Origin of the sequence: uncultured Dysgonomonas sp. (genome assembly GCF_900079725.1) — a bacterium.
In the GTDB taxonomy this organism is placed as follows: domain Bacteria; phylum Bacteroidota; class Bacteroidia; order Bacteroidales; family Dysgonomonadaceae; genus Dysgonomonas.
The window spans coordinates 483,545-508,616 of the sequence record NZ_LT599032.1 but is presented as its reverse complement, the minus strand read 5'-3'; the positions used below and the strand labels follow the sequence as shown (position 1 = coordinate 508,616).

The window sequence follows — 25,072 nt, the reverse complement described above, 5'->3', positions numbered from 1 at the left end:
AACATAAATGGCACTAACAATCAATATAAAAGGTAAAGGTACGGTTGAAAAGGTAGTGGAGGTAAACTCCGCTACCTTAACAGCCACACCCGAAGAATCATGGCTATTTAAATACTTCGAGATAGGAGATAATGAATATTCAGACAACCCATATACATTCGAATATGATGGTAGTGATTTAGTTGTGTATTCCGTCTTTTATATTCCGATTGAAAACTACTTAAAGGGACTTGTCGGATTTGATGTAACAAATGCGGCTCTAACTTCAATGCTTATTTATCGTAATGTGGACTTTAACTCTGATATAAATGACCTAACTCAAAAACAACTAGACCTGCTTTATGCTGACCTGTTGATGTGGGCTTCAACAAACCCCTCAAGTTATACAGGGGCAAAACAGTCTGATGGAGGTTGGTCTCAAACAGAAGCTAGTAAAACACTGACCGCTACCGATAAAAAACGTTACGAGCAGATGGCCAATGATATTTACATCAAGTACAATGACAGCAGAAAATCTAGTGCTAATATAAGAGTATTTAGTTGGAATGGATTCTATAGATAACCCACGTTTTCCGCATAAAGTCGAAATTCTCAGAGTAGAATATGACCAATATGGAGAATCAATCAAAGACGAGAATGGGGATGAGATACTAAACAAAGTATTCGAATCTGAATGTGGACTTAGAGACATGGTAAGAGGAGTTGATGTAAATGCTAAAGTACTTAACTCTGACTATAAACTAGCCCTACCTAGAACCTCTTTCCGTTTAGAAAAGCGTGATACTGTGCGATTTACTCATAGTTACACGGGGGAAGTCATTGTAGGACTTATAGAGGATCATAAAACATTCAACTTCGGTACTAACATTTGGTTCGAATCAGGCGGCAATGGCTAAAAATATCTCACAACAATTCGAGGCTTGTATGTCTAATATTGAGAAAGAGGTTAACCGAGTTGTGTTAACTAATCTGGAACAGTTTGGCGATGCGATGGTGAATAGAGTTTTACCTGAACAAGCTGAATTTAGAAACCTAACAGGGAATACGCTGACCTCTTATTCTTATGGTATATATCTGAATGGTATCCTTCAATTGCTGAATTATTTTGATGGTAAACCTGCAATCAGAAGAAAGCTAAAGAAAGATGAGATAGTCCGTGACTTTGTGGATTATGATGGTAATAATAGAGCATACTTTCAGGCGAATATAGATACAGATGGCGACTATGGCGTAAACAGCGCATCATTGTTTCTACAAACATACAAGCCGAAAGGTAGATATTCTATCATATTCACCACAGGAACAGAATACTCAGCTTACCTAGAAAATGTCCGTGACCTTAATGTGCTAACTGAAGGATTTGAATACTCGAAAAGTGTATTTATAAGCAGTTTTAAACCTATCAAATGAATCTAAACTACGACATACAGAAAATTGAAGAAACATTAGCTGATGTGGTTCTTGCTGGTGGGGTATCAACAAAGGTATATAAAGGTCAAAGACCAAGTATTGCAAAGGGCATGACCGACTTTGTTGTGGTATCAGTACCAACATCACTTACCGATCTAGCTGCTTATGGCAGATGTACTTCCCGAATTGAAATGTTTGTAAAGAACGATGCAAATGGGTTAAAAAACTCGACCAAATTCTCGCTGATGTATACTAAGCTATGCAACATCTTTCCGATACAAAACGATACATACTTATTTGACATATACCCGACAATCATACCACTAGGTAATGATAATGAGGGTTTTCATGTACAAGCAATAAACATAAACACAATAATCAAAACTATTTAATACTATGGCGGCAACATTAACCCGTGCAATATTAAACGACCTAGAAAAAGGTCAAGCGTGTATTAAGGTTGTAACTCAAACAGACACCCTTTCTGATACTACATTTGCTGATGCAGATAAACTGTTTACTTCAAAAGATACCTTTGCTATTGCTCAGGCAGAACCAACAAGAACGGATATAAAAATAGATCAATATGACGAAACGATTGATACAGCCATAGAGACGGGTGAATTTAACATCTCAGGTTCAATACCATCTTCTGCAATTGAGTTATTTGATTACTTCTATCCGGCAGCATCCGTTCAGCCAACATTAACTACTGGAATAACTAGTGATGATGGTGTGACTAAATACACGGAAGCAAAAGCATATTACCACGAACCGAAAGAAGTAAATGTGACAATGCTAGTAGAATCCCAATCTAAGAAAACCGCATTGGTATTCACTCACGTTCGTATGACAGTGGCTATGAATCATGACAGCGTTCAAACTAACCTGTTTACACTGAACTTTACAGGAACTGTTCTTAAACCTCGTACAGATGGTGTCGGTTCATTTGTAGTTCTGAAAAAAGCTTAACACAAACACACTTTACAAAACCACAAAGGGGATCGGGTCGAATTACCCTATCCCCTTTAATTTTTATTTATATGAACAAACCTGATACACAAGCTCAAAAAGAATTACTATCAATAAATTCTAATGGTAAGGATGTAATAGAGATACCCCGAACAAAAGATAGATATAAGGTTGGATGGATACGTCCATTCACCACAGAGAAGTTGTCTCTATTGGAATTAAACTCTGGAATTGAGGCTACAAATACCGAAACAGATAAAAATGTGAAAGGACGAGCCAAAATATTGTCGAAGGCGGCATCTTACATTATTCTAAATGGGGTTAGTATATTCTTCTTTCATTGGTTAGTGTGGAGATATTTCTACTATATAAAAGGATATTCCTTTGATCAACTATTACCAATCATTGAAAAAGCAAAAAAAAAAGTTCCGCAAGTAAAGTTATATCTCGGTTTAACATTGGTGTCTCACATGAAGATAACCAATCCGACACTGACGAAGGAGGAAGCCGACCAATTCCAAGCAGAACTTTCCTCGGCGTTAAATCTGCCTTTGGAGAAAAACATGGATGGGCTTTAAAACCTTTGATCTTACTGTTTGGCTTAATAACCATTCCTGAATATGTATATCGCTTCAAACTATCTATTGCGAAAATAGAAATAATGTCGCTAGACCTTCCACGTGTAGAATACATAGAAAAAGATAAAAAAAAGGCTAAGGCAAATAGTAATCAGGTTGACTACGAAGCTATAAAGAAAAACGAAGAGGCTTTGAAGGAGTCACTTGAAAGGCGTAAAAACAGAGAATGGAAGAAAATAAATCTTTCTGACCTAACCACAAACATACCTAACACATAATACGATGGCAAAAGGGACTACAATAGGATTCTTAAATTTTGGCATAGACGGGGATAATAAAGAACTAATGAAGAAGTTGGAACAGGCTAAAAAAGAGGCAGTTTCAATAGAACAGATATTTAAAAATATAAAACTGAATGTAGGAGGAAGTCCGTTATCTACCGACATACAAAAAGCCCAGATAGCCGCCGATAAGTTAGCTGTGTCTCAGAATAAAGTAACACAATCCGTTCATAATACAGTTGCCGCCGAAAACAAAGCAACAGAGGCAATAGAGAAAGCTACAAATGCAAAAAAGTCAGGGTTACTTATAGACCAGAAAAGGAATACAGAGTTGGCTAATACAGCAATTGCGGTAGCTAAATCGGAGAATATAAAAGCTAATACACTAGTAAAGCAAGAAGAGGCAAGGAGAAAAGCCATATATGATGAAGAAAGGCTTGCTGGATTGCAAAAAAGGAACGCCCTCATTGGAGTTCAGGGACAAAAAGACTTGGCAGTTGCATATGGACTGACCAATAAGACCATGTTCAGCCAAAAAAATATATTGCAACAACTGTCTAGTGCTATGGGTATCTACTTTTCCATATATCAAGCAGGGGCGTTTGTAAAAGAACTTGCGATGGTAAGTGGTGAGTTTGAAAAGCAGAGATTATCATTACGAGCCATAATGCAAGATAGTGCATCTGCCAATAAGATATTTAATCAGATAAAAGACCTTGCTGTATATTCTCCATTCAACTTTAAGGAGTTGACTGATTACGCAAAACAGCTGTCTGCTTTCTCGATACCTACAAATGAGATATTCGATACAATGACTCGCTTGGCTGATATTTCTGCTGGTCTTGGTGTTGACATGAATCGAATAATACTTGCATATGGTCAGGTTAGGTCTGCGTCAGTGCTTAGAGGTCAGGAGCTGCGGCAATTTACAGAGGCTGGTATCCCATTGGTAGATGAATTAGCTAAGAAATTTGGGGAGCTAGAGGGGCGTGTAGTTTCTGCCGGAGACGTGTTTGATAAGATATCTAACAGGGAAGTTCCATTTGCTATGATAAAAGACATATTTACTGACCTTACATCGGAAGGCGGCAAGTTTTATCAGATGCAGGAGATACAAGCAACCTCATTGGCAGGTAAGATATCCAATCTAAGAGATGCTTATGATATTATGTTGGATAGCATCGGATCGGCAAATAGTGAAACCCTTAAGGGTGCCGTTGATGCTCTTGTAGGCATAATGGATAATTGGAGAGATTATCTTAATATCATAAAAACCATTGTTGCAGCTTATGGTGTTTATAGGGCTACGTTGATAGCTGTAAGTGTTATAGAAAAGACAAACTTGGCTGTAAAGCGAGAGGCTATAATTCTAATGCGTTCATATGCAGCACAAAATATAAGTCTATCAAAAACACAAGCTGTAACAGCCGCTCAGACTGAATTATTGACTAGGAAGTTAAATGGTCTAAAGTCAGCTTTGTCATTTAATCCAGCAGCATTGGCACTTACCGGAATAACTGTTGCTATAGGTTTAATAGCTTCATATGTTTCACATCAACAGGAACTCGAAGAGCAGCTATTTAAGACAATACATGCAATTAATGAAGAGAGTAAAAGTGTAAATACTCACTTAGACCGTTTAAAGGAGCTAGCTAAAAGCACAGATAGTAATAGTAATGCTTCTAAAGAGAGAGTTAAGATACTTAACAAGCTTTCTGAAATTGAACCAACGGTAGCCAGAGAAATAAAGAACCAAGCCGATAACCTTGATTTATTAACTATAGCACAAGAAAAATATAATAATTCTATAAACATAAGAAAGTTTGCAACATATGCAGCAAACGAAGGTAGTGGTTTATTTACAAGTAATTTACTGGAAACCCTTAAAGAGCTGAATGAAGCACAAAATAAAGCTGATTTGTATTCAAGTAAACTAGTTTTAGGGTATTCTAAGATAGAGGAAGCTTTATCCAGATGGAATAGTGAAGGCAAAGATGTTACGGGAACTATGTCTGATCTACAGAGCAGTACGTTAGACTCACTAAATGCCATTGTATCTAGTTCATCAAACGTAACTGACAAAATAATTCAAATAAGAAAGTTGGCATTTAATTCATCCGGAAACGAGAGAATAGCCCTATTCGATTTATCCAATATGATAGACGAAGGTTCTTTTAATTCTTGGATAAATAGTTATCAAAATCTAAATAAAGCAACATCAGAAGCTGATGCGGATATAAATACTTTTGTTCAGAACCTGAAAGGATACCTAAAGGTTAACAATCTCGATATAAAGGAAAATGAAAACACTATAAGATCTATTATCAAATCTTGGGACGATCTTGGTTTAGCCAGTCAGAAACAAATATTACTCAAGTTGGGTATAGAGTGGGATGGGAAAGAAAATGATGAGTCTCAGTTATCGGAATGGCAGAATTTATTGCAGTCAAAGCTAGGTAATACGATTACCATACAGACAGATACTAATATAAATTCTGTCACAGAAGAGATGGAAAAAAAGTATAAAGAGCTAAAGACAAGAATAGATAAAACAAAGCCTATATTGATAAAGTTTGGCTTCGACTTTGATAAAAATGCATTTCCTTCTCCAGCAGAAATATCCCCAGTTATTAAGCAATTAGCCGATAGCTATATTGCCGATCAAAAAGATGTAACAAACTTAGATGCAGCCGCTAAATCATTAGGTAAAACATTAAAAGACCTGTATGAACCAAAGGATAAAGGAGAGAAGAAAGATAAGTTTACCGAGGACTTAAAACGCCAAGTTGAAATTGTAAAAGCAGCAAAATCTGAATACGAAAAGCTGATAAAGGTGATGTCTAGGGATGAAGCCATAAATAAAATTCGTGGTATCTCTGAATATTCATCTATTGGTAACATAGACCTATCTGATCAGGGTTATATTGACTATTTAAGTGAGCAGCTTAAAAAGGTAGAGAATAGAAATACTACAGCCGCCAAGAATGTCCGTGTTACATGGAACAAGGAATTAGGTCAGATACAGATAGAGCAAATAACAGAAAAGGCACAATATGAAATAGACAGAATAGAAAAGTACCTTTCCAATTACAAGACTGATTTTGACTTTTACAAAAGGATACTTGGAATTACTGGGGACAAAGGACAGGCAGCTAAACTTGCTTTTGGAGCAAACAATCCGGTTAAAGAGTATATAGATGTACTAAAGGACGCATTTAAGAAGTCCAGTGGTGTTTCGTTTTCTGACTTTATAAAATTAGATGATAGTAATAAGCTAAAGTTGTTGGTTAATAAACAAACATCAAGCATATTTAATCAAATTGAAGCAGCAGAGAAAGACGAGGTATCGAGACGACAAGGTATATACGCTGAATCGTTAAAGGAATTTGCAAGCTATCAGGACAAAAGATTAGCATTGCAATACGAATACGATGAGAAGATTAAGATAGCCGAAGAAAATGGAAATAAGGGATTAGCCGACAGACTCAGGTCGAGTCTAAGTAGCGAACTTCTAAAACTGACACCTGATTATCAGAAATTCTTCACATCTATATACAGCCTGACACAAGACAAAGCAATCCAGATAGGTAATCTAATTAAAACAAACCTAAAGGAACAACTCGATAAAGGAGTTATCAGCACTCAGGATTACTATGAGGGAATAAAAAAGATTAACGATGAACTCAAAAAGTCTCAAAAAGGAATTGATTACTTAGGTAAACTACAGTCTGGTGGCATTGAGGGCTTATTCGGTGCTATGGATGAAAAGGCAAGTTCGGATTATCAGTCAGCACTAATAGATAGAAAACGGTATCAAGAAGATTACAATGAGGCTCTAAAAGTAGGTGATCAGAGATCGCAGGCTTTGGCTACAAGTAACATGCAGGGTGCTGATGGTGTAATGAAGTCAGCTCAAAATATGCAAAACTTTGCAGGGGTGGCTCAGGGGGCTATTGGAGCCGTGGATAAAATTGTTGTTGCCATAGACCAATCGGTACGAGCTACCCAGCAATTAGTAGACCAGTTTGCCGAACTAGCGGAGTCCAGAGGCATTGATACGGACAAGGGTACTTGGGGTGATATAAAAGGTCTAATGAGTGTTATGAGCGAGGTGAATGCAAAAGCTAAAGCATCGTGGGACTCAGCCAAAAGTGGCGATGCTGCTGGGGCATTATCTAATGCCGTAGGGATAGTTACAAGCGGATTAACAGCCTTGAATGCGTGGCATGACAAGAAACTTAATAAGACCATTGAAGAATCGATATTCAGGGTTAAACAACTGCAACAGGCTTATGAAGATTTAGGGCGTACCATTACAAGGCAACTTGGTAGCCTTACCGCTAATCAGGCTAAAGAGCAATTGGATAATCAGCAGAAGCAGTTATCCGAACTGGAAAAGCAACGACAGGCTGAAATCGACAAGAAGAAAACGGACTGGAATGTAGTATTAGACCTAGAAGGACAAATTAAAGAGGCTCAGGATAAAATAAAGTTTTTCTACGAGGATTTATTTGAGGAACTATACGATTTTAACCTTAAGGATGTATCAGATCAATTAGCATCTGCCTTAGTTGATGCTTTTTCTGCCGGGGAAGATGCAGCCAAAGCATTTGACGATACCGTTGCTGATGTGATGCGAAATGTAATAAAAGAGATGATTTCCATGAATGTTTTGCAACAATCAATGAATAGTCTCAGAGAGTATCTGTTTGGCACAAACGGCATATTTACTGATGGTGAGTTTTCAACCTCTGATGCAGCAGGACTTACAGCCCAACTTGCAGCCTTAAAAGGTTCTATAGGTGATGCTAAAAATATATGGGATATTCTTAATCAGGCAGCCAAGGATGTCGGAATAGATTTAGGGGATGTTTCAGAAAAAGATACGTTATCTAAAGGTATCCAGTCCTTAACGGAAGATACCGGAAACCTTGTCGCATCCTATTTGAATGCTATACGGGCAGATGTTGCAGCACAACGTGTCTTTCTATTACAGCTAGTTCAATTGGCACAGGTAAATTCAAATACTTTCGCTTTGCAGTTAGCCGAGTTGATTAAGATACAGGTAAATACATTGGCTACAGCTAATAATACAAGGGAGATTGCAGATACAGTACGGGAAACAAATTCCATACTAAGGAATGCCACAACTCCGGGTAGCGGTACTTCAATTAATACATAAATAGTAGGGGCTTGTTCAGCCCCTATGTTTTTTGTATATTTAAAATAAAACAAGATAAAATGACTTTATCAGAAAACGAAAAACAAGAGTTAAGACTTTGGTGTATGACACATAACCACCATGAAATGTACGAAACATATAAATGGCTGATTAATTCAAAATCAATAGAGGAACTTGAATTAAAAAAAAAGGTATATATGCTTTGCAGCCGTAATTTTCAATCTGGCACATTTCAAGAACAGTATCACTGGATAATTACAGGCATTATGCCACAAATTTCGGTTGAAACTTTTACTCAGCTTTGTGAATAAGAGACTTTACTGTTTCAATGGGTAGGTCAATGTGATACTCAATGTATTCACCTTTATTGATAACATCATCTACAGTGACTATTGTTTTGTTCCCTTTTCTCTCCACTTTTCTAATAAAAATTGGGTCAATCAATAAAGATGTATGGGAATTACTAGATAAATCAATTAAACTCATAATACTTGAAGTTTTAAATTTTAACAAAACTACACAAAACAATCTAAAACACAATGAACATATCCGAAGATTTAAAACAAAAAGCCATTAAACTTAATCTGTGTAAGGAGTGGACTGACGGATGGCAAGATCCAGACTTGGATAGTATGTGTGAGATGTTTGTTACAGGTCAAGATTTTTGCATAAAAAACGACTATCCTTCAACCGAATATATTAAGGCAAACTTTGGTGATGTAGCCAAAAATCACGGAATATTTACGGATTCTAAGATATCTATAGAGAATCCTGATGTTGCTATATTGTTGGGTAAAACAACAGGTGACATAACGCTGTCTGGATATGTTTCTAGGGACATTTATGTGAGGCATGACAGTGAGGTTCATATTACGATAAAAGATAGCGCAAAGTCTTTTATTCGTGTGTTTAATAACGCAAAAGTAACAGTCGATAATCAGAGTGACGGACGGGTATTCGTTTATAAATATACAGACGGATTTAATGGAAAAATATACACTGGTGGGGATGTTTTAATACGAGAGAAAACATTTAAAGACCTATAACATTGAAATAAAACTACACAGAGGCAATCAGCCCGATTTGGAGAAATCCGAGTCGGGCTTTTTATATAAATACAGCTATGATATACAAACCGTTTCTTATTCAAAAACTTACCGATAACGCCCCAGTTAGAGATTCTAAAGAATGGAATATATGGGTTAAGAGTGTGCCGTTTAAACTGTCATCTGAGCTACAGAATGTTACATCTCGTACTTGGGTAGACTCTCAGGGTGACGATGAATTTTATCCTGATACACCCACATACAAGGCATATGAGATAGATTGCGAGTTTGTCTATATCGGTGCATATGAAACAGCAAACGTACAGATAAAATCATTCAAAGATTATCTGGTAAACGGAGGCGTATTTAAGCTATACGACACATTCACAAAGATAGGCAGGACGAATGTCAGGTATGTCGACATGGATACTGATATGTTTTACAGAAAAGAAGGAAGTAAAGACCTAATACTATTCAAGGTAACACTAAAGGTTAATGATCCTGTAACCGATATAATATTAACTAAAACTACATGATAACACTATACTCAAAAGACGACTTAACCACCAAAGCAGAAATTAAAAAGTTTACTTATAATGGTCAGTTTCTTGGCGAATGTTTTGTCTCTGCCACAATAACATCTCCTTCTCCAATCAATTTTGAGATAGGTGATTATTGTATTTTCAGGGGTGAACGGTTTGAACTGAACTACATCCCGGCAAAAGAAAAACAAGCCAGTGCCAATAGTTATGGGGATGCATTTGTATATGATAATATAAAATTTAACTCACTCGCTGATGAGCTGACCAGAGTTGACTTTATTGATATCGTTCTTCCTGATAACAACATACATTACACAAGCAAACCTGACTTTTCTTTTTATGCCGGATCGGTAAAAGATTTAGCAGACAGAATACAAGCTAACCTGAATGCGGAGTTTACGGGTGATAAGGCTTGGAATGTAGTTGTATTACCTGAATTGGTTACACCAGACAGAAATATAACAGTGTCAGGATTATCGGTATGGGAAGCATTGGCATTGGTAAGCTCAGAGTTCGCTGCAAATTTTATAATTCGAAACAGGACTATTACAATTGGCACATCTGGTTATGCTGTAGGTGCTGTATTTGGTTACGGAAAAGGAAACGGATTGTACGATATACAGCAAAACACCAATCAGGATGCAAAGATTATAACCCGATTAAGGGCATACGGTAGTACACGTAACTTGCCAAACAGGTACTATAACAAGCTGAAAGACGAAAGCGACCAGCCATATATAAGTGAGAGTGCTTATATTCCCAATCTAATGCTACCTGACTTTCCTGTAGTTCAGAACGATCCCAAACGGGTGTATTTAGAATCCGACAATATTGCTGAATATGGTGTAAGATATGGCCATGTATATTTTGACGGGTCAGACGATAATACGGAAATATATCCATCACTGGAAGGGATGACATCAGAGCAGCTTGCTGATGCCGGAATAATCGTATCATTACCTAGCGGCGACAATGGAAATATAGATGAAGTATTAGGTGCTAATAACCCAACGGACAATGGGGAAATTCCCGAAAATCCAGAATCAATAGACGGACAGTTTACAATATATCTGAAAGATTTAGGGTTCGATTTGTCTGAGAAAGACAGTTCCGGTAATTATGTTTATGCGACAACCGATACCATGCAAATAAACATGAGATCTGGGATGTGTGTCGGTCGTACATTTGATGTACTGGAAGATGGTATAACCAAAGATACATCACTAGGATATACCCGGTTCAAAGTTATTTGTAACAGATTTACAGATGACTCCGTAGATATGGCATATCCTAACTCACAATATCATATAGACTCAGGTGATAAATTTGTACTACTTGGTATTTCTATGCCCGATGTGTATATAAAAGCAGCATCACAACGATTATTGTCGGCAGCATGGGAGTACCTGTCACAAAACGATGAAACAAAATACACCTATACCCCAAAGATCGATGAAATATTTATGGCTCGTCATCCTGAGATAGGAGATGCTATAAAAGAAGGTGATATCTTTAATTTTACAGACACCGATTTAGACATAGATGCATCAGTTATAATCCAGAATCTAAAGATAACCTATGACCTAAGTTCTAAGCCCGTACCTACGTATGAGATATCACTGAGCAATGAGAGGATATCGACCACTATTCAAAAGATGCAGAACGCTATCAGTTCTCTGCAACAGAATGTAACTGGTGTAAGTATAGATCAAGTTAAATCTTTGATTGCATCCATAGGCACACGGTATTATTTAAGTAAGCTATATGATGATACAGCCAATGGAAATATGAATTTCATGCAAAATGTATCCATCGTAAAGGATTTACTAGTTAACGAGGATATTATTTCTAAAGGCAATGTGTTCTCTGATCAGTTCGGCAATGAAACATTTACATCGGGTCAGTTCGGTTCAGGATTTAGAGCATGGCTAGCAGCCAACGGTCAATCATACGCTGAATTTGACAACCTGATGGTAAGGCGTGAAATGATCGTCAATACGCTTACCATTGCCGAGATAAAAAGTGTGGGCGGTCAGATTCTTTTATCACTGGCAAGTATGTATTGCAATGGGGTAACAGACGGAGGTGCGTATTGGAAATGTACATTCGATACAGCTGACGGAACAATATCAAATCAATTTGCAGTCGATGATCAGGTTATTTGCCGGAAGTTCAATGGAGCGAATATTAAGTATTACTGGGCACGGGTTACTAGTGTAGGAACAGATTATATTAATATATCCAAGACAGACAAAGACGGTTCCGGTATCCCTGCCATTAATGACGAGATTATTCAATTCGGAAACAGGACAAATACATCCAGACAATCAGCTATCATGTTATCTGCTTATGGTTCTGATGCACCGAGTATAAAACAATATGCCGGAATAAACTCATATAACCTTACCGGGAAAGAAGTAACAGTTATATCTCCATCTGGTAATAAGTTTACAGGTGACTTTGTTATTCAGTCATCCGGCACAAATGTAACTACAGCAATAGATAATGCTAAAAATACGGCTATCTCCACCGCTGCAACTGATGCAACGAATAAAGTAAATTCAATTCAGATAGGAGGTCGGAATCTGATACTAAATTCAAACTTTAAGTCAGGAGTCGCATCTAGCTGGGGACTATATCAAGCTTCATCAAGTTTAGACATAGATACTACGTTCGGGAATGTGGCTAAAGTCCTAAAAACACCGGGGACATCAATAGGCGGAATACATACATATCCTGTAAATGCCCGTACATCTGGTAATAATTTTATTGCCACAGTTTGGATAAAGGCAGATACAGCATCACGTATTAGAGTAGCACAGGAGGGCTTATCTCAAATAGGAACAGATTTTGACGTTACTACAGAGTGGCAAAAATATGCAATTTCAGGAGTGCGGAGATCCGGAGTTTATAACTCATTTTATATTAGGTCTTATACTGACTCATACTTTTATATAGCGAATGTTAAATATGAAGAGGGAAATAAAGCTACAGATTGGTCACCCGCACCCGAAGATGTACAAGCTAATATCGATGCTGCACAGACAGCCGCAACCAATGCCTCTACCGCTGCAAGTAATGCTCAGACTTCCGCCAATACAGCGAATAGCCTGTTAGCTGATATTGCTAATGATAATCTATTAATACCATCTGAGAAGCAGGATGTATTAAAGGAATGGCAGATAATACAGGGTGAGTATCCTACCGTTGTAGCTCAAGCTACAACATATAGCGTTTCATCGTCTGATTACACAGCTAAGTACAACGCTCTAAGTAGTTATATAACTCCGTTGTTGTCCAGTATGACTACTAACAGCACAATTGTAGCTACCACATTCAGGAGTACATTTAAGGACTACTATGACTCTAAGATAGTCTTGTTAAAACTGGTAACAGATAAAGCCAAGACTATTGCTGATCAGGCTCAGACAGATGCTAATAATGCGAATAATAATGCACAGTTAGCTCAACAGGCGGCAGATGCTGCAAAAACAGTGGCAGATCAGGCTAAATTGGATGCGAAAACCGCTGATGACAAAGCTGTAGCTGCCAATAGCTTGCTATCAGATATAGCAAGTGATAATAAGTTGGTCGCCTCCGAAAAACAGGATACTCAAAAGGAGTGGGATGCGATAAAATCAGAATATACAAAGAACGTTTCTCAGGCTACATCATTCGGAGTGTCTTTTTCGGTATACCAATCTGCTTATAACGCACTTAACACATATATTACCCCATTATTATCAGACCTGAACACAACATCTGATATTATGGGTACAACTTTCAGAAATACATTTAAGTCATATTACGATGCGCGTACCGATTTACTTAATGCTATTTCTGGAAAAGCTAAATCACTAGCAGATCAAGCCCAAATTGATGCTAATACAGCAATAAGCAATGCTAATGCGGCACAAACTGCCGCTAATAATGCACAAACCACTGCCGACTTAGCATCTGCCAGTGCATCCACAGCAAACTCACTAATATCGGATATCTCTAGCGATAATAAATTTACTCCGAATGAAAAAAGCCAAGCCCGACAGGAATGGAATGTTATTGCTACCGAATTATCAGTAAATAATACACAAGCAGACACATTTGGAATAACTACCGAAAAAACAGCGTATAACAGTGCATTCCAAGCATTAGCAAATTACCTGAATAATGGAACGGCATGGAGTACCGGAGTACCGTCTTGGATTGCAGACGCCAATTTATCAGTTACTACAACTATAAACGGAAGTACATTCCGTGCGAATTGGAAAGCCTACTATGATGCAAGGACGGCATTGTTAAATGCCATAGCTAAAAAAGCGAAGCAACTTGCGGATGCAGCACAATCTAGTGCAGACACTGCCAATGCAGGACTATTGAATAAAGTAGCCTATTCAGAGTATAACGCTCAGATGCAAGTGTTGAATACACAGATTTCGGCAAAGGTAAGCCAGACTGATTTCAATGTATTGGGGCAAAGAGTAAGCGATACAGAAAGCAGCATTACACAGCAGGCAGGGCAGATATCATCTGTCGTCACTAAAGTCGATAATATTAATATAGGTGGAAGAAACATTCTATTTAATTCCAAAGCGATACAATCTGTAGGTGGTTCTGGTTCTGAAACAAGTGAGGTAACCGCTTGGACAACTTTGAGTGCAATACTAAGCGCAGGTGAAACATACACCCTTAGCGCAAAATCTGACGGTATATGGGGTAGCGTTCAAGGGACGGATACTGTTCAAATGTGGATAATGAAGGACAAACAGGTAGTTGCGGGTCAATACTGGGGAACATCAGATAAAAACTTTATCACGTTCACCGTCCCGGTAGATGGCAATTACTGGATTCGCATTGATTCCAACAAAGGAAGTGTAAATCATAATTTCTGGGAATTTAAACTTGAGAATGGAAATATACCAACAGACTGGTCACCCGCACCCGAAGATGTACAAGCTAATATCGATGCTGCTAACACAGCAGCAGGCAACGCCCAGATATCTGCTAACAGCAAGAACCGAACACACTATCAAGATGCGCAACCTACAGCTCCAAGCGGAGGATTTACGATAGGGGATATATGGCAGAAAACAACTCTTACCGATATAAATGGTAACGTAAATGCCGATTCTACAAAAAATGTATGTCGGTTAGAATATAGATGGAATGGCACAACTTGGGTTCAGATTAATGTGAACATATCGGGATCATATGTAACACAAACTAATGACTCCATAACATCACTTGTAACTAAAACAGGTATTGATAGCCTCGGTACGGGAGAAACGCTCAGGTCATTAATAGATCAGACTCCGACACAAATACAACTGGCGGTTTCTGCTGTAAGATATGATAATAGTAATCTAGTCTTAAATTCGGCGGCTTCACGAGTAGTACCTATTAGTAATAACAATAACAATATAGCAGATATTCCATTTAATGCGGGGGATGTTGTGTCTTTTGGTTGTGATGTTAGTTTTGAAGATTCGGATACAATAAATCAGGTTCTATTAATTCAAGAGATGAATTTGAGCAATGTGCGTGTATATACAGAGTGGAGTAATGAGAATACAGAACCTACAGGTTCTGGAGTATTTAAGCGACTCTCAGGCACTCATATAATGCTTAATAATGGATATTTCAGACTTGGATTAAGAAGTAATGGGACAACATCTTCTACAACATTTAAGAATATAAAAATTGAGAACAGTAGTAGCCCTACAAAGTATTCACCAGCTTCAGATGATACTCAGAGTGGTATTTTAGCGGCACAAAACGCCGCCACTAACGCCGCCACTGCCGCTACAAACGCCCAGACCGCCGCAAATACCGCTAATAGTTTGTTGGCTGATATAGCTAATGATAACAAATTCGATCCTGCCGAAAAACAAAATACAAAGAAAGAATGGGATGCTATTGTAAGCGAGTATTCAAAGAATATAACTCAGGCAAACAGTTTCTCTGTATCAACCACGGCTTATACCACGGCATATAATGCATTGAGCAGTTATATTACGCCACTGCTTAGCAACCTGAATACTACATCGGATATAGTAGGTACTACCTTTAGAAGCACATTTAAAGCCTATTATGATTCACGTACTGATTTATTAAATGCAATATCCACAAAAGCTAAAACTATTGCGGATACAGCTCAGGGTACAGCAAATACGGCTATAAACGATGCAGCCGCAGCACAGACCGCAGCAGATAATGCGGCCACATCTGCATCTGCCGCCAATACAGCTATAGCCAATATAGCATCCGATAATATATTATCTGCCTCTGAGAAATCAGGAGAGCGTTCCCGTTGGAATGATATTTCGGCAGAAAAGGCAGGTTTGAACGATCAGGCTACAACATATAGTATCACAACAGAGAATACCGCCTATAATTCAGCTTTTCAAAATCTGGCTACGTATTTAAATAATGGCACTACATGGAGTAGCGGAATACCGTCTTGGCTGTCTGATGCCAACATTGGAACTGATACTACTATCGTTGGTACTACATATCGAGCAAACTGGAACAATTATTATAATGCAAGACAAACATTGCTTAATGCTATTTCGGCTAAAGCCAAAGCAATAGCCGACAGCAAAACAACACTTGATGAAGTAAAATCTGGAATAACCATTAATGCGGATGGTATTACTGCTTTTGGCGATCAGTTTAAGGTAGACAGTTTGTTGATAGCCAATGCCATACAAACACAGGCGTTGAATGTGGGGAGCGGTAACTTTTTGGTTGGCACAGATGGCAAGATGTCAGCAAAAGGAGCATCAATAGAAGGAGTTGTGACGAGTATAGATGCTAATGGTAATAAAATTGTTATAAATGCAGCCAATCGGTCGATTCGTCTTTACACCAGCGAAAATGATGTGATGGGTGTTATTTCCTATAATACGGATTCAAGACCTTCGGACTCTTGGACTATGTGGCAATCCAATATGTCTTTAAGAATGTATGAGAGGGAAGGGAATGTCAAGTGGTTATCAACTGAATTAGCTTTGACGCCAAGCGGTGTAAGACGTATAATATACAACCGAAATGGAACTATAGCTGATAGTGTCGCATGGCCGTCTTGAATATTGATGCTTCACTTTACTTATCTTTGGGCCAATATAGCTATTATTTTGGATGTAGATAGGCTTTTCAAGGTCATTGTCTTGTTATCGGAACTCAAAACAGATATAATTATATCTCCATTGGGAATTTGGGTATTCATCGTGATATTTGGGTATTCATATGTATAGCTATATTGGGTTGAAGTATATTTTGCATTATCAACATCAAATACAATTAATATACTTTCTGACTCATGAAATTCAAGTGAAAAATGGACGCCATTTTCCATATTTTCCCATCTGGTATTATTAAGTATAGGGATAGTAACATCATCATTATCACATGCCAAAAACAGAGGCATACATAGCATTATTAATAATAGTTTTTTCATAATTGTATTTTTTATATTTAGCAAATTTAGTAATATTTATGATAATATATATAGGAAGTGTTTTTTTATATTTTGCCACTTGCCTGAATTGGTGTAATGTGGTATATTGAATGTATAAAACATATAAGATATGTACTCATTTATAATAATACTTCTTTATGCTGTTCTTATAATAGCAATTATTCGAGTTGTGTACCACACATTCCAGATTTATAAATTAATACAGGAATTAAAAAAACTAGGAGCTTTTGATTCCGAAGATATAATACAGTATCAAGCCAACAACAACAGCAATAATTACCTCGATTGCTATTTTATTCGCATTCTTTTTTATTTTTTCAAAAAAAGATAAAGGCTTACTGTCTTTTTCTACCTTTACATACCCGCCTTTTGAAATGAAATTAATACCCTGAACTGTTGCTTTATATGCAATTAAGTTGTCCTGATCATACTCACATTCAACAGTTATATGTCTATCAGGTAATAAAAATTTTTTAGCTATATAGTTTTTATTGTCATCATCAATAAAACAATTATTGGGATGAACCCGAACTATCTCAAATAAAACTGCATCCTTTTCCTGAGTAGAAATATTATTCATATTTATTATTTTAACTTTTCACAAAACTAATAAAACTAAATAGAAAAACAGTACTACAATGTAGATATATCCAATTGCACAACACGCATAAATTCACTATATTTATAATAGTATAAAGAGACACATGCCAGTCCGATATGATTCACTTCGTATCGGATTTTTTTATTTACAACAAACACCAATAAACAATGCTACAACTTAAAAGTACTACTGTGACAAACGAATCAACCTTAAAAGATGGGGATTACGAGTATTATGTTATAAACAATATAATTAATGATAGTTCAACTCTTATATCTTGCTCTATAAGGAAGGAAATAGATGGAGTTGTTAACGAGGTCGGGAATATCCGGAAAGAAAATGGTCAGGTAAATGCTTTTATCCGTGATACTGAGGACTACCTGACACACATTTCACAGTTCGCCGAAATCGTAAAGGAGGTGGAAAAGGGAGTTGAATAAAATACATACTCAATAATGGACTTTATATTAACAAATCTTCCCAAAGCAGACCTTGTATTGGCGTTATGGATTTTTGAACTGATCGCGGTATTCATAGACCTTATCATGGGATTATACAAAGCTAAGTCATTGAACTATCTTATAACATCAGATGGGCTCAAAAGAAGTGCTAATAAGATTATATTATATTATTCCTTAATGGCTTTCGGTTCTATGATGGATATTGCAGCCTTCGGATTAGAATTTGTATCCGTTCCATACGTATCTATTCTGTTCTGTATTTTCGTTCTTGCCATAGAAGGAAAATCTGTTTTCGAGAGAGCTTCAGATAAAGAACGCAGACGATTAATGAATGGAGCAAAAGACGTAACTGCAATACTTGCAAGTAAGGATGATATAGCGAAAGCAGTACATGAATACTTAACACGAAAAGAAAAAGATAATGAAACCAAGTGAATTTGTAGCAATAAACTATCCTTATGCAAAAAAGGTAGAGGACTCAAAAGGAATACATTGGGCTGCAATAATCGCTCAGTATGCTCTTGAAACAGGCTGGGGAAGGTCGATAAAAGGCAATAATTTTGCTGGCATTAAGGCAACAAAAGATACACCAAAAGAAAAAAAACAATTGTTACGGACTAAAGAGGAACTAGGAAGTCCCAATTTGAAGTATCTTTTTACGAAAGTATATAGTGTTAATTTGCTACCTAACGGTAACTACTTGTACGATGTAGATGATTGGTTTATGAAATACGAATCACCTGAAAAGGCATTCGCGGATTACGCCGACTTCTTCTATAGAAATTCCAGATACAAAAAAGCCTTAGAAGTGAAGCGTGATCCATTTAAGTTTGTTGAAGAAATTCATAAAGCTGGGTATGCTACTGCCTCGAACTATTCTACCATATTAAAACAGATAATAAATACCGTGCTTAAGTACGAACCAAAATGAAAAAGTCAATAACAAGACATGTAATACTAATCGTATTACTTTGCATCGCTGCATGGTTTATGTTCGGATGTCGGTCTATTCAGTATGTTCCCGTAGAAACTGTTAAGATAGAATATATGGATAGGCTAAAAATAGATTCGGTTATTAAGTATGATTCTATTTTCTATAATAGATATATGAAAGGCGACACGGTATTCATGATAAAAGAGAAATATAAACACTTGGATAAGATTAAAATAGTCCGAGACTCCGTTTTTAGTACTGACTCCATTTCAGTGCCTTATCCTGTTGAGAAACAACTGTCAAAGTGGGAAAAAGTAAAAATGGATTTTGGCGGAGTTTCAATTGGTGTAGCTTCGTGTTTGTTGATAATATTAGCTATATACATTATAAGGAGGTTCATTTAAGAGCCTCCTTTTTTGTTTACTTTAGGAAAATGAAACTCGCCAATCTTCTCCTTATTAAAATAGACATCATTTCCTTTTATAGTTACCTCTCCCTCCGCGTTCTGCATGAAGGATGCAACCTCTTTTGGTGTTGTAAATAATCTCATTATTTGTTTGTTTTACTATTTTTAAATATCAACCGTTTTTTGTTGTTTTTTTATTTACCTCAAGGTTACTCTATCGGCTTCCATTCGGTGACTTCATATTCAATAATATCTGGTTTTTGTAGATCAATTTGTAGATTATAATCTCCAGTAACGGATATAGATCCTATTGATGCCATTTCGGATTGATATGTTTTTGCAAATACATTTACTTTAAATATAACATTTTCATAACTAGGAGGCAGTTCCTCTTCTACCTTTCTCCACTTGAATAGGGAGAGGATGAAGGATGCGCCTTCCTTACATCCATTCCTAAAAGCTCTATCTCTTAATTGATTTGCATCGTTAGAGACTCTTGTGCCTTCATAACCCCACGATATTAAATCGTCATATTCTTTGTACTCGAAAGTATTAAACTGGCTTATGTGTCGTTCCGCTTCTTTCTCTATAAGTTTATTAATGTCTGTCATGGGCTAGCTTTTATAAATAAATACTTGTTTCACAAATTCTTTGAAACTACAATCGAATAGGTATTCTTCTTGTATCCCATCATTTAATGTAAATACTTGCCTAAATGATAATACTTTGAAATGCCATATTAAATTCCAGATAAACCTTACCGGTGCATAAATAAGCACAACGAACATTAACATGCCAATCATGGCAAAAGGATATAATATATATTTCATTGGTTAATCTATTTAAATGCTATATTTATCAAAATCATCAATTGTAACAATGCCATTTTCTTTGGCTATACTAAAAAAGCTTTCAAGAGGCATATTATAGGGATTGAGACTTCCGGCATCTAATACTATTACATAACCATCTGAGGGTTGATATTCACAAGATACAGTATCGTCATACGGAAATTCGATATATATTTTCGCATAGGCTGAAATTTTACCAACACAGGATTCGTATTTGGTTCTTGCCTTAATTGCATTATTTAGCAATTTCTTTGTTTCGCTATCTTTCATACCTCTATCTTTAAATCGTTTCCTGTTAGTGATTTGAATAGGTTCTGGAGAGTATGTAGGTATAACCATCCATCATAATCGTAGTTGTGTATGCATACTAGATCAGTGACTTTCTTGCCCTCAATGTGTTGCAACCATGCCATCTGATTACAATCTTCTATACACCCGATGCTTAAAATTCTATCTCTACCTATATCAAACAATACTGAGTCGGTAACTGTCATGTGAGGTAATTTATATCCTCCTGCCTTCAACAGTATATCTTCTGTTAGGGGGATGGGCTTTATATTCTTTGTGAGCGTTTCAAATTGAGCCTTATCGCATCCTTTACAAAATAATGAAACGAACTCACCATGCCAACCGCTAATTTGTCTTAACTCTCCATTGTGGAGTACCCAATTGTTGAGCATTATATCCCCTGCTTTTATTTCTTCCATGTTATTTGAGTTTAATATCTAAATCCTGTAAATTGAATTATAGCCATTGGCTTAGTTAACGGATATGCTTTGAACCACGCTTTAAAATCATCGAAAGACAACCCGTCATTTTTGGCGGGAGTTTCAAGTACCGTATAGGAATAATTACCATCTACAAATTGAGCCTCGAACTTCCCATTTTCAAAGGTTAGTTTTTGACAACCTATCTTATCATTGGCTGTAAGGTCTTTTATTATCACCTGTGGGCTTCTGTATGCTTTTTCACTCCAATCACGTACAGAGAGGATTGCTTTACCCTCTTGAACTTCTTTAATCCGTTTTGCCCAAAGCTCATAATTTCCACGAATGGTATGTATCTTCTCTCCGTTTAAAAACTTCTCTCTAAAGTTTGTGGGCTGCCCTTCTTTCGGGTGACCTTTCATAAATGTTTTGGAAAGGGTAATGACGTATGTTTTGATTTTTTTTTCTTTCATCTGTTTCCTGTTAATTAAGTGTAATTAAATCAACAATATATGTTTCTATGATGTTATATTTGTGCAACTGTGAGACATATATCATATATTGTAGAGAGGGGTTTGGTAGCGCAATCACCCATCTCGCCTATTATAGACGTTTATCTGTTATTGGTGTGGGGAATTTCTTTTCCACTTTAATATGTAAAACTCATATTTACGTTTAATGACATTATCAAATGTACACAAGCTGGCTCCATCAGGCTTATTTGCAAAAAGCTTAAATTCATAACTCAATATCCGAAAAGAATAAGAGTTAAAAGACGGCCATCTTTCACGAGTAAATTTCATATCTCTTTTGCTTTAATTATTTAAAATGTTCTTGAAGTTCGGCCAGGGTGGCTTTATGCGCCTCACGTGGATAGTCATGATACTTGTCTATAAAATAAACTTCTTTTGATAATATGAAGTCTCCTTTAGATACAACAATATCATCTCCATCTTTAGTGAATATATCTTCATCGCTCACGAACCACTGATACATATCGCTATCGTCTCTAATAGCTGTTACCGCTTGGAATAAGAGGGTATTTCCGATGCAATTGGTAATTACTTTGCTCCAATCGTCATTGTTTGTCTCATAATATTTACGGTTTGCTTGAGTCTTGAGATAAATAGCCTTATCCATTGTAACCATTGATATGGTATACCCCAACTTCTCCAGATGCTCTCTGTTTTCAATTGTATTGTCGCCTATCGCTGAATATTGGAAACTCATAACTATTTATCTTTTAAGGTCATTAACAATGTCATGCAAATTATCAGTTAAGAATTTATAAGCATAATCAGCAGCTATCTTTCTTGATGATTCATAAGAGTGTCTGTTGCATATTACTACGCTGTTAATCTCAGCGACTAAATCATTGACTAGATCGCATAAGTCTTTAAGAGCTTCAAGTCTGGCAGTATCCGTGATAGTTTCTCCAATAGGATCTATACTACCTACAAGTTTTATTACTATTTCTTTAATACTTAATTCTTTCATCTTATTCCTTGTTTAGTTCGTTGATACTCCATTTTGAACCAGCTTTACATTGAAATGCAAAGATCTGTTTGCACCCTTTAATAGATCCCGATGAACTATAAAATATCTTACCTCCTTCAAATTCAATTCTTATCTCGTACCACTGTGACATGTGTTCGCATTTCCTGATACTTGAATTTACCACTTTTCTTAGTGTTTTATCCTGAGTTGGATGTTTTGCATATCCTGTATATTGTTCTGGGTTTAGTAGTGTCATTTTCATATCTTCTATTCTTTATTAGTTAGTAATGAGTGGTTGTCGTGGATATTGCCGATGACAGTCCATTCTTTAGTCTCTTTACTATAAAATGAATCTACTGCTGTATAGCTTTTCAATCCATTGTACCCATAAGCGTATGAAGCAATACCCCATGCTGTTTGAAACCACATTATCACGCCAATTCCGTTATTATCTTGTATTATATCCCCCTCGAATATCTCCTTCCCGTTCTTATCGGTTAAGCCTGTGAACTGTCCTACTGTTTCGGGAATGACTTCGAAATGTCGGAATTTCAACTTCCCATCAATTTGGACTTCGGGGTAAAGTATATCGTATACAGTTTTATTATCTGTAAGCAGCACCCCCTCAATCCATTCTGAGCCGTATCTTATTTTTCCTCTAAATATTATCTTTCTCATTCTATTAAGGTTTTGGCTTTGGTTAATAAATCTTGTAATTTATCTATATCTATTTCTTCTTTATATAAATGATTCATTGATCTTATATCAGGAATAACCATAAACTCACATTCCTCTACCAACTCTCTCAACGCCTCTTTGTATGCTGTTAATTGAGAGGAAAGGTATTGCTCGGCTGCGGTGTAGCCTGCTAAATAATCTTCAAACGATTTAGTGACGGCAATATCTTTCTTAATTCCTGTTAGCCCAAGATTGATATCCTCTGCATATTCTTTTGCTTTTTCTTCTTTTGACATAAGGGTTAGATTTTAGTTTCTTTCTCTATTAAATAGTTAAGTACGGCGGTTAGAAATCGAATTGATTTTTTCTTAATCTAGTGGATAATATTTTATCCATATCTGTTTCTCCTTGCTTTATTCGGCTTCTTATGGTTTGTTTGTTTAACCCTAGACTTCTAGCCCAATCCGAGATAGGTTTAGTAATTCCATTGTGGGTTAAGAATACAGTATTTCGGGTATTATTCGCCTGCTCTAATTTTGTAGCCCACCGACAGTTTGCCGGTTCGTAATTTCCGTTAACATCTATCCTGTCAAGAGAGTGTTTTGAGCTTGGCCTATCTCCCATATCCTCATAGAAGTTTTCAAAAGATTCAAGCCACCTATCACAAACATTTATACCTCTACCACCGTAATCCGAATAATATCTGCCATTTGTATTGTAGCAGCGAGCCCTCATTGACACCCATATATTGAATATTGATGTTTTTGATTTACCATGCGATTTATTAAGGTTTTCAGCGAAATCAAGAACTAAGCATCCGCATGATTTTGTTTTATTATAAATAAGGTTGCCGGTATTTATTTGTATTTCTTTTCCACAATCACATTGACACGTCCATCTTATGCTTCCTGAATACTTACTATCCTTATATTTCGATAATACAACAAGTCGTCCGAAACGAACACCTACTAATGTTTTGTTTTTCAGATACCCCTTTTTTCTTCTTATTCTGCCTATGGGTACATCAAATATTTGGGTCATACTTTATTTTGTTAGGTGGTTTAGAATTTCTGTAAGCAATGCGGAGGATGCGAGAGTGTGAGAGCTTAGAGGCTCAACTTCGATAGTACATGGATTGTATTTATCTTGAACGATAGCCATGCCATTGTAGCCACACATGAATGGATATACTCCGCAATAGATTTCTTTCTTCTCTCTTATCCAATCAAGAGCATAGGATACGGTAGGGGCGGAATATTCAGTTGGTAATTCGGAATTTCGTTTTATTTGTAAAGCAAATCTGCTTTCATTCTGAGTTATTAAATACCCGCTTGATTCGTAATACTCTCTTATTGGTACATTAAACCCCAACTCTTTAAGCTTCTTCGCTTGCTCGAACGTTACTAGGTTACTCATGGCTGATGCTTTTTAATAGATCATCATTCATCT

At 36.7% G+C, this 25,072-nt stretch carries 30 protein-coding genes; 16 read left to right on the top strand and 14 right to left on the bottom strand.

Annotated features, from left to right (window positions below):
- The first annotated feature begins 7 nt into the window (after positions 1-7).
- The 12 genes from QZL88_RS02175 (at position 8) to QZL88_RS02120 (ending at position 17,096) form a co-directional block, all read left to right on the top strand.
- Positions 8-562: a hypothetical protein gene (locus QZL88_RS02175; RefSeq protein ID WP_296938370.1), complete on the top strand. Its 555-nt coding sequence runs from the start codon at positions 8-10 to the stop codon at positions 560-562.
- A complete protein-coding gene (locus QZL88_RS02170; RefSeq protein ID WP_296938368.1) occupies positions 546-896 on the top strand; it encodes a hypothetical protein in 351 nt (116 codons plus the stop codon). Before QZL88_RS02175 ends, QZL88_RS02170 begins: the two co-directional genes overlap by 17 nt.
- Positions 889-1,410, top strand: a complete 522-nt coding sequence (locus tag QZL88_RS02165; protein WP_296938367.1) for a hypothetical protein — start codon at positions 889-891, stop codon at positions 1,408-1,410. Before QZL88_RS02170 ends, QZL88_RS02165 begins: the two co-directional genes overlap by 8 nt.
- On the top strand, positions 1,407-1,802 hold the full coding sequence (locus tag QZL88_RS02160; RefSeq protein ID WP_296938366.1) for a hypothetical protein: 396 nt from the start codon (positions 1,407-1,409) through the stop codon (positions 1,800-1,802). Before QZL88_RS02165 ends, QZL88_RS02160 begins: the two co-directional genes overlap by 4 nt.
- A 4-nt stretch (positions 1,803-1,806) precedes the next feature.
- Positions 1,807-2,382 (top strand): hypothetical protein, encoded by a 576-nt coding sequence (locus QZL88_RS02155; RefSeq protein WP_296938365.1) that lies wholly within the window; start codon positions 1,807-1,809, stop codon positions 2,380-2,382.
- Positions 2,383-2,453: 71 nt separating this feature from the next.
- On the top strand, positions 2,454-2,960 hold the full coding sequence (locus tag QZL88_RS02150) for a hypothetical protein (protein WP_296938364.1): 507 nt from the start codon (positions 2,454-2,456) through the stop codon (positions 2,958-2,960).
- Between the two features lie 5 nt (positions 2,961-2,965).
- The gene (locus QZL88_RS02145) at positions 2,966-3,238 is read left to right on the top strand and encodes a hypothetical protein (protein ID WP_296938363.1); all 273 of its coding nucleotides are present in this window, start codon (positions 2,966-2,968) and stop codon (positions 3,236-3,238) included.
- A gap of 4 nt (positions 3,239-3,242) precedes the next feature.
- Positions 3,243-8,423 (top strand): tape measure protein, encoded by a 5,181-nt coding sequence (locus QZL88_RS02140; protein WP_296938362.1) that lies wholly within the window; start codon positions 3,243-3,245, stop codon positions 8,421-8,423.
- 59 nt (positions 8,424-8,482) lie between these two features.
- Positions 8,483-8,734 (top strand): hypothetical protein, encoded by a 252-nt coding sequence (locus tag QZL88_RS02135; protein ID WP_296938361.1) that lies wholly within the window; start codon positions 8,483-8,485, stop codon positions 8,732-8,734.
- Between the two features lie 228 nt (positions 8,735-8,962).
- Positions 8,963-9,469 (top strand): hypothetical protein, encoded by a 507-nt coding sequence (locus tag QZL88_RS02130; RefSeq protein WP_296938359.1) that lies wholly within the window; start codon positions 8,963-8,965, stop codon positions 9,467-9,469.
- Positions 9,470-9,546: 77 nt separating this feature from the next.
- A complete protein-coding gene (locus tag QZL88_RS02125) occupies positions 9,547-10,005 on the top strand; it encodes a hypothetical protein (RefSeq protein ID WP_296938358.1) in 459 nt (152 codons plus the stop codon).
- Positions 10,002-17,096 (top strand): hypothetical protein, encoded by a 7,095-nt coding sequence (locus QZL88_RS02120; RefSeq protein WP_296938357.1) that lies wholly within the window; start codon positions 10,002-10,004, stop codon positions 17,094-17,096. The genes QZL88_RS02125 and QZL88_RS02120 overlap by 4 nt, the downstream gene beginning before the upstream one ends.
- Positions 17,097-17,116: 20 nt before the next feature.
- On the opposite strand, the gene QZL88_RS02115 is transcribed toward QZL88_RS02120, so the two are convergent.
- Both QZL88_RS02115 and QZL88_RS02110 read right to left on the bottom strand, forming a co-directional pair.
- Positions 17,117-17,467 carry a hypothetical protein gene (locus QZL88_RS02115; protein ID WP_296938356.1) on the bottom strand — a complete coding sequence of 117 codons (351 nt, stop codon included), beginning with the start codon at positions 17,465-17,467 and terminating at the stop codon, positions 17,117-17,119.
- A gap of 238 nt (positions 17,468-17,705) precedes the next feature.
- Positions 17,706-18,068 carry a hypothetical protein gene (locus tag QZL88_RS02110; protein WP_296938355.1) on the bottom strand — a complete coding sequence of 121 codons (363 nt, stop codon included), beginning with the start codon at positions 18,066-18,068 and terminating at the stop codon, positions 17,706-17,708.
- A gap of 188 nt (positions 18,069-18,256) precedes the next feature.
- Between QZL88_RS02110 and QZL88_RS02105 the strand changes: the two genes are divergently transcribed.
- Genes QZL88_RS02105 through QZL88_RS02090 form a run of 4 tightly spaced genes read left to right on the top strand, consistent with a single transcriptional unit; the run spans position 18,257 to position 19,888 of the window.
- Positions 18,257-18,529, top strand: coding sequence for a hypothetical protein (locus tag QZL88_RS02105; protein ID WP_296938354.1), 273 nt, complete (start codon positions 18,257-18,259; stop codon positions 18,527-18,529).
- 15 nt (positions 18,530-18,544) lie between these two features.
- The gene (locus tag QZL88_RS02100; protein WP_296938353.1) at positions 18,545-18,985 is read left to right on the top strand and encodes a phage holin family protein; all 441 of its coding nucleotides are present in this window, start codon (positions 18,545-18,547) and stop codon (positions 18,983-18,985) included.
- Complete coding sequence (locus QZL88_RS02095) at positions 18,972-19,481, top strand: glucosaminidase domain-containing protein (RefSeq protein ID WP_296938352.1); 510 nt, start codon at positions 18,972-18,974, stop codon at positions 19,479-19,481. The genes QZL88_RS02100 and QZL88_RS02095 overlap by 14 nt, the downstream gene beginning before the upstream one ends.
- Positions 19,478-19,888: a hypothetical protein gene (locus QZL88_RS02090; RefSeq protein ID WP_296938351.1), complete on the top strand. Its 411-nt coding sequence runs from the start codon at positions 19,478-19,480 to the stop codon at positions 19,886-19,888. Before QZL88_RS02095 ends, QZL88_RS02090 begins: the two co-directional genes overlap by 4 nt.
- Here the strand turns inward: QZL88_RS02090 and QZL88_RS02085 are convergent.
- The 12 genes from QZL88_RS02085 to QZL88_RS02030 all read right to left on the bottom strand — a co-directional run bounded on the left by QZL88_RS02085 (position 19,885) and on the right by QZL88_RS02030 (position 25,039).
- Entirely contained in the window at positions 19,885-20,034 is a 150-nt protein-coding gene (locus tag QZL88_RS02085) for a hypothetical protein (protein WP_296938350.1), read from the bottom strand. The genes QZL88_RS02090 and QZL88_RS02085 overlap by 4 nt on opposite strands.
- A gap of 65 nt (positions 20,035-20,099) precedes the next feature.
- Complete coding sequence (locus QZL88_RS02080; RefSeq protein ID WP_296938349.1) at positions 20,100-20,501, bottom strand: hypothetical protein; 402 nt, start codon at positions 20,499-20,501, stop codon at positions 20,100-20,102.
- Positions 20,502-20,732: 231 nt separating this feature from the next.
- Positions 20,733-21,011, bottom strand: a complete 279-nt coding sequence (locus QZL88_RS02075) for a hypothetical protein (RefSeq protein ID WP_296938348.1) — start codon at positions 21,009-21,011, stop codon at positions 20,733-20,735.
- Positions 21,008-21,448 carry a hypothetical protein gene (locus QZL88_RS02070; RefSeq protein ID WP_296938347.1) on the bottom strand — a complete coding sequence of 147 codons (441 nt, stop codon included), beginning with the start codon at positions 21,446-21,448 and terminating at the stop codon, positions 21,008-21,010. The genes QZL88_RS02075 and QZL88_RS02070 overlap by 4 nt, the downstream gene beginning before the upstream one ends.
- 11 nt (positions 21,449-21,459) lie before the next feature.
- Positions 21,460-21,921 (bottom strand): hypothetical protein, encoded by a 462-nt coding sequence (locus QZL88_RS02065; protein WP_296938346.1) that lies wholly within the window; start codon positions 21,919-21,921, stop codon positions 21,460-21,462.
- Between the two features lie 346 nt (positions 21,922-22,267).
- A complete protein-coding gene (locus QZL88_RS02060; protein ID WP_296938344.1) occupies positions 22,268-22,678 on the bottom strand; it encodes a hypothetical protein in 411 nt (136 codons plus the stop codon).
- A 6-nt stretch (positions 22,679-22,684) separates the two neighbouring features.
- Positions 22,685-22,945, bottom strand: a complete 261-nt coding sequence (locus QZL88_RS02055) for a hypothetical protein (protein WP_296938343.1) — start codon at positions 22,943-22,945, stop codon at positions 22,685-22,687.
- A 1-nt stretch (position 22,946) separates the two neighbouring features.
- The gene (locus QZL88_RS02050; RefSeq protein ID WP_296938342.1) at positions 22,947-23,201 is read right to left on the bottom strand and encodes a hypothetical protein; all 255 of its coding nucleotides are present in this window, start codon (positions 23,199-23,201) and stop codon (positions 22,947-22,949) included.
- A gap of 11 nt (positions 23,202-23,212) precedes the next feature.
- Positions 23,213-23,623 carry a YopX family protein gene (locus tag QZL88_RS02045; RefSeq protein ID WP_296938341.1) on the bottom strand — a complete coding sequence of 137 codons (411 nt, stop codon included), beginning with the start codon at positions 23,621-23,623 and terminating at the stop codon, positions 23,213-23,215.
- The gene (locus QZL88_RS02040) at positions 23,620-23,919 is read right to left on the bottom strand and encodes a hypothetical protein (RefSeq protein ID WP_296938340.1); all 300 of its coding nucleotides are present in this window, start codon (positions 23,917-23,919) and stop codon (positions 23,620-23,622) included. Before QZL88_RS02040 ends, QZL88_RS02045 begins: the two co-directional genes overlap by 4 nt.
- Before the next feature lie 49 nt (positions 23,920-23,968).
- A complete protein-coding gene (locus tag QZL88_RS02035; protein WP_296938339.1) occupies positions 23,969-24,664 on the bottom strand; it encodes a hypothetical protein in 696 nt (231 codons plus the stop codon).
- 3 nt (positions 24,665-24,667) lie between these two features.
- Positions 24,668-25,039, bottom strand: a complete 372-nt coding sequence (locus QZL88_RS02030; RefSeq protein WP_296938338.1) for a hypothetical protein — start codon at positions 25,037-25,039, stop codon at positions 24,668-24,670.
- Positions 25,040-25,072 lie beyond the last annotated feature (33 nt).

What these genes read in the sequence shown, in the direction of transcription:
- QZL88_RS02175 (WP_296938370.1), top strand. Translation starts at nt 8, where the DNA reads ATGGCACTAACAATCAATATAAAAGGTAAAGGTACGGTTGAAAAGGTA.
- QZL88_RS02170 (WP_296938368.1), top strand. Translation starts at nt 546, where the DNA reads ATGGATTCTATAGATAACCCACGTTTTCCGCATAAAGTCGAAATTCTC.
- QZL88_RS02165 (WP_296938367.1), top strand. Translation starts at nt 889, where the DNA reads ATGGCTAAAAATATCTCACAACAATTCGAGGCTTGTATGTCTAATATT.
- QZL88_RS02160 (WP_296938366.1), top strand. Translation starts at nt 1,407, where the DNA reads ATGAATCTAAACTACGACATACAGAAAATTGAAGAAACATTAGCTGAT.
- QZL88_RS02155 (WP_296938365.1), top strand. Translation starts at nt 1,807, where the DNA reads ATGGCGGCAACATTAACCCGTGCAATATTAAACGACCTAGAAAAAGGT.
- QZL88_RS02150 (WP_296938364.1), top strand. Translation starts at nt 2,454, where the DNA reads ATGAACAAACCTGATACACAAGCTCAAAAAGAATTACTATCAATAAAT.
- QZL88_RS02140 (WP_296938362.1), top strand. Translation starts at nt 3,243, where the DNA reads ATGGCAAAAGGGACTACAATAGGATTCTTAAATTTTGGCATAGACGGG.
- QZL88_RS02135 (WP_296938361.1), top strand. Translation starts at nt 8,483, where the DNA reads ATGACTTTATCAGAAAACGAAAAACAAGAGTTAAGACTTTGGTGTATG.
- QZL88_RS02130 (WP_296938359.1), top strand. Translation starts at nt 8,963, where the DNA reads ATGAACATATCCGAAGATTTAAAACAAAAAGCCATTAAACTTAATCTG.
- QZL88_RS02125 (WP_296938358.1), top strand. Translation starts at nt 9,547, where the DNA reads ATGATATACAAACCGTTTCTTATTCAAAAACTTACCGATAACGCCCCA.
- QZL88_RS02120 (WP_296938357.1), top strand. Translation starts at nt 10,002, where the DNA reads ATGATAACACTATACTCAAAAGACGACTTAACCACCAAAGCAGAAATT.
- QZL88_RS02115 (WP_296938356.1), bottom strand. Translation starts at nt 17,467, where the DNA reads ATGAAAAAACTATTATTAATAATGCTATGTATGCCTCTGTTTTTGGCA.
- QZL88_RS02110 (WP_296938355.1), bottom strand. Translation starts at nt 18,068, where the DNA reads ATGAATAATATTTCTACTCAGGAAAAGGATGCAGTTTTATTTGAGATA.
- QZL88_RS02105 (WP_296938354.1), top strand. Translation starts at nt 18,257, where the DNA reads ATGCTACAACTTAAAAGTACTACTGTGACAAACGAATCAACCTTAAAA.
- QZL88_RS02100 (WP_296938353.1), top strand. Translation starts at nt 18,545, where the DNA reads ATGGACTTTATATTAACAAATCTTCCCAAAGCAGACCTTGTATTGGCG.
- QZL88_RS02095 (WP_296938352.1), top strand. Translation starts at nt 18,972, where the DNA reads ATGAAACCAAGTGAATTTGTAGCAATAAACTATCCTTATGCAAAAAAG.
- QZL88_RS02090 (WP_296938351.1), top strand. Translation starts at nt 19,478, where the DNA reads ATGAAAAAGTCAATAACAAGACATGTAATACTAATCGTATTACTTTGC.
- QZL88_RS02085 (WP_296938350.1), bottom strand. Translation starts at nt 20,034, where the DNA reads ATGAGATTATTTACAACACCAAAAGAGGTTGCATCCTTCATGCAGAAC.
- QZL88_RS02080 (WP_296938349.1), bottom strand. Translation starts at nt 20,501, where the DNA reads ATGACAGACATTAATAAACTTATAGAGAAAGAAGCGGAACGACACATA.
- QZL88_RS02075 (WP_296938348.1), bottom strand. Translation starts at nt 21,011, where the DNA reads ATGAAAGATAGCGAAACAAAGAAATTGCTAAATAATGCAATTAAGGCA.
- QZL88_RS02070 (WP_296938347.1), bottom strand. Translation starts at nt 21,448, where the DNA reads ATGGAAGAAATAAAAGCAGGGGATATAATGCTCAACAATTGGGTACTC.
- QZL88_RS02065 (WP_296938346.1), bottom strand. Translation starts at nt 21,921, where the DNA reads ATGAAAGAAAAAAAAATCAAAACATACGTCATTACCCTTTCCAAAACA.
- QZL88_RS02060 (WP_296938344.1), bottom strand. Translation starts at nt 22,678, where the DNA reads ATGAGTTTCCAATATTCAGCGATAGGCGACAATACAATTGAAAACAGA.
- QZL88_RS02055 (WP_296938343.1), bottom strand. Translation starts at nt 22,945, where the DNA reads ATGAAAGAATTAAGTATTAAAGAAATAGTAATAAAACTTGTAGGTAGT.
- QZL88_RS02050 (WP_296938342.1), bottom strand. Translation starts at nt 23,201, where the DNA reads ATGACACTACTAAACCCAGAACAATATACAGGATATGCAAAACATCCA.
- QZL88_RS02045 (WP_296938341.1), bottom strand. Translation starts at nt 23,623, where the DNA reads ATGAGAAAGATAATATTTAGAGGAAAAATAAGATACGGCTCAGAATGG.
- QZL88_RS02040 (WP_296938340.1), bottom strand. Translation starts at nt 23,919, where the DNA reads ATGTCAAAAGAAGAAAAAGCAAAAGAATATGCAGAGGATATCAATCTT.
- QZL88_RS02035 (WP_296938339.1), bottom strand. Translation starts at nt 24,664, where the DNA reads ATGACCCAAATATTTGATGTACCCATAGGCAGAATAAGAAGAAAAAAG.
- QZL88_RS02030 (WP_296938338.1), bottom strand. Translation starts at nt 25,039, where the DNA reads ATGAGTAACCTAGTAACGTTCGAGCAAGCGAAGAAGCTTAAAGAGTTG.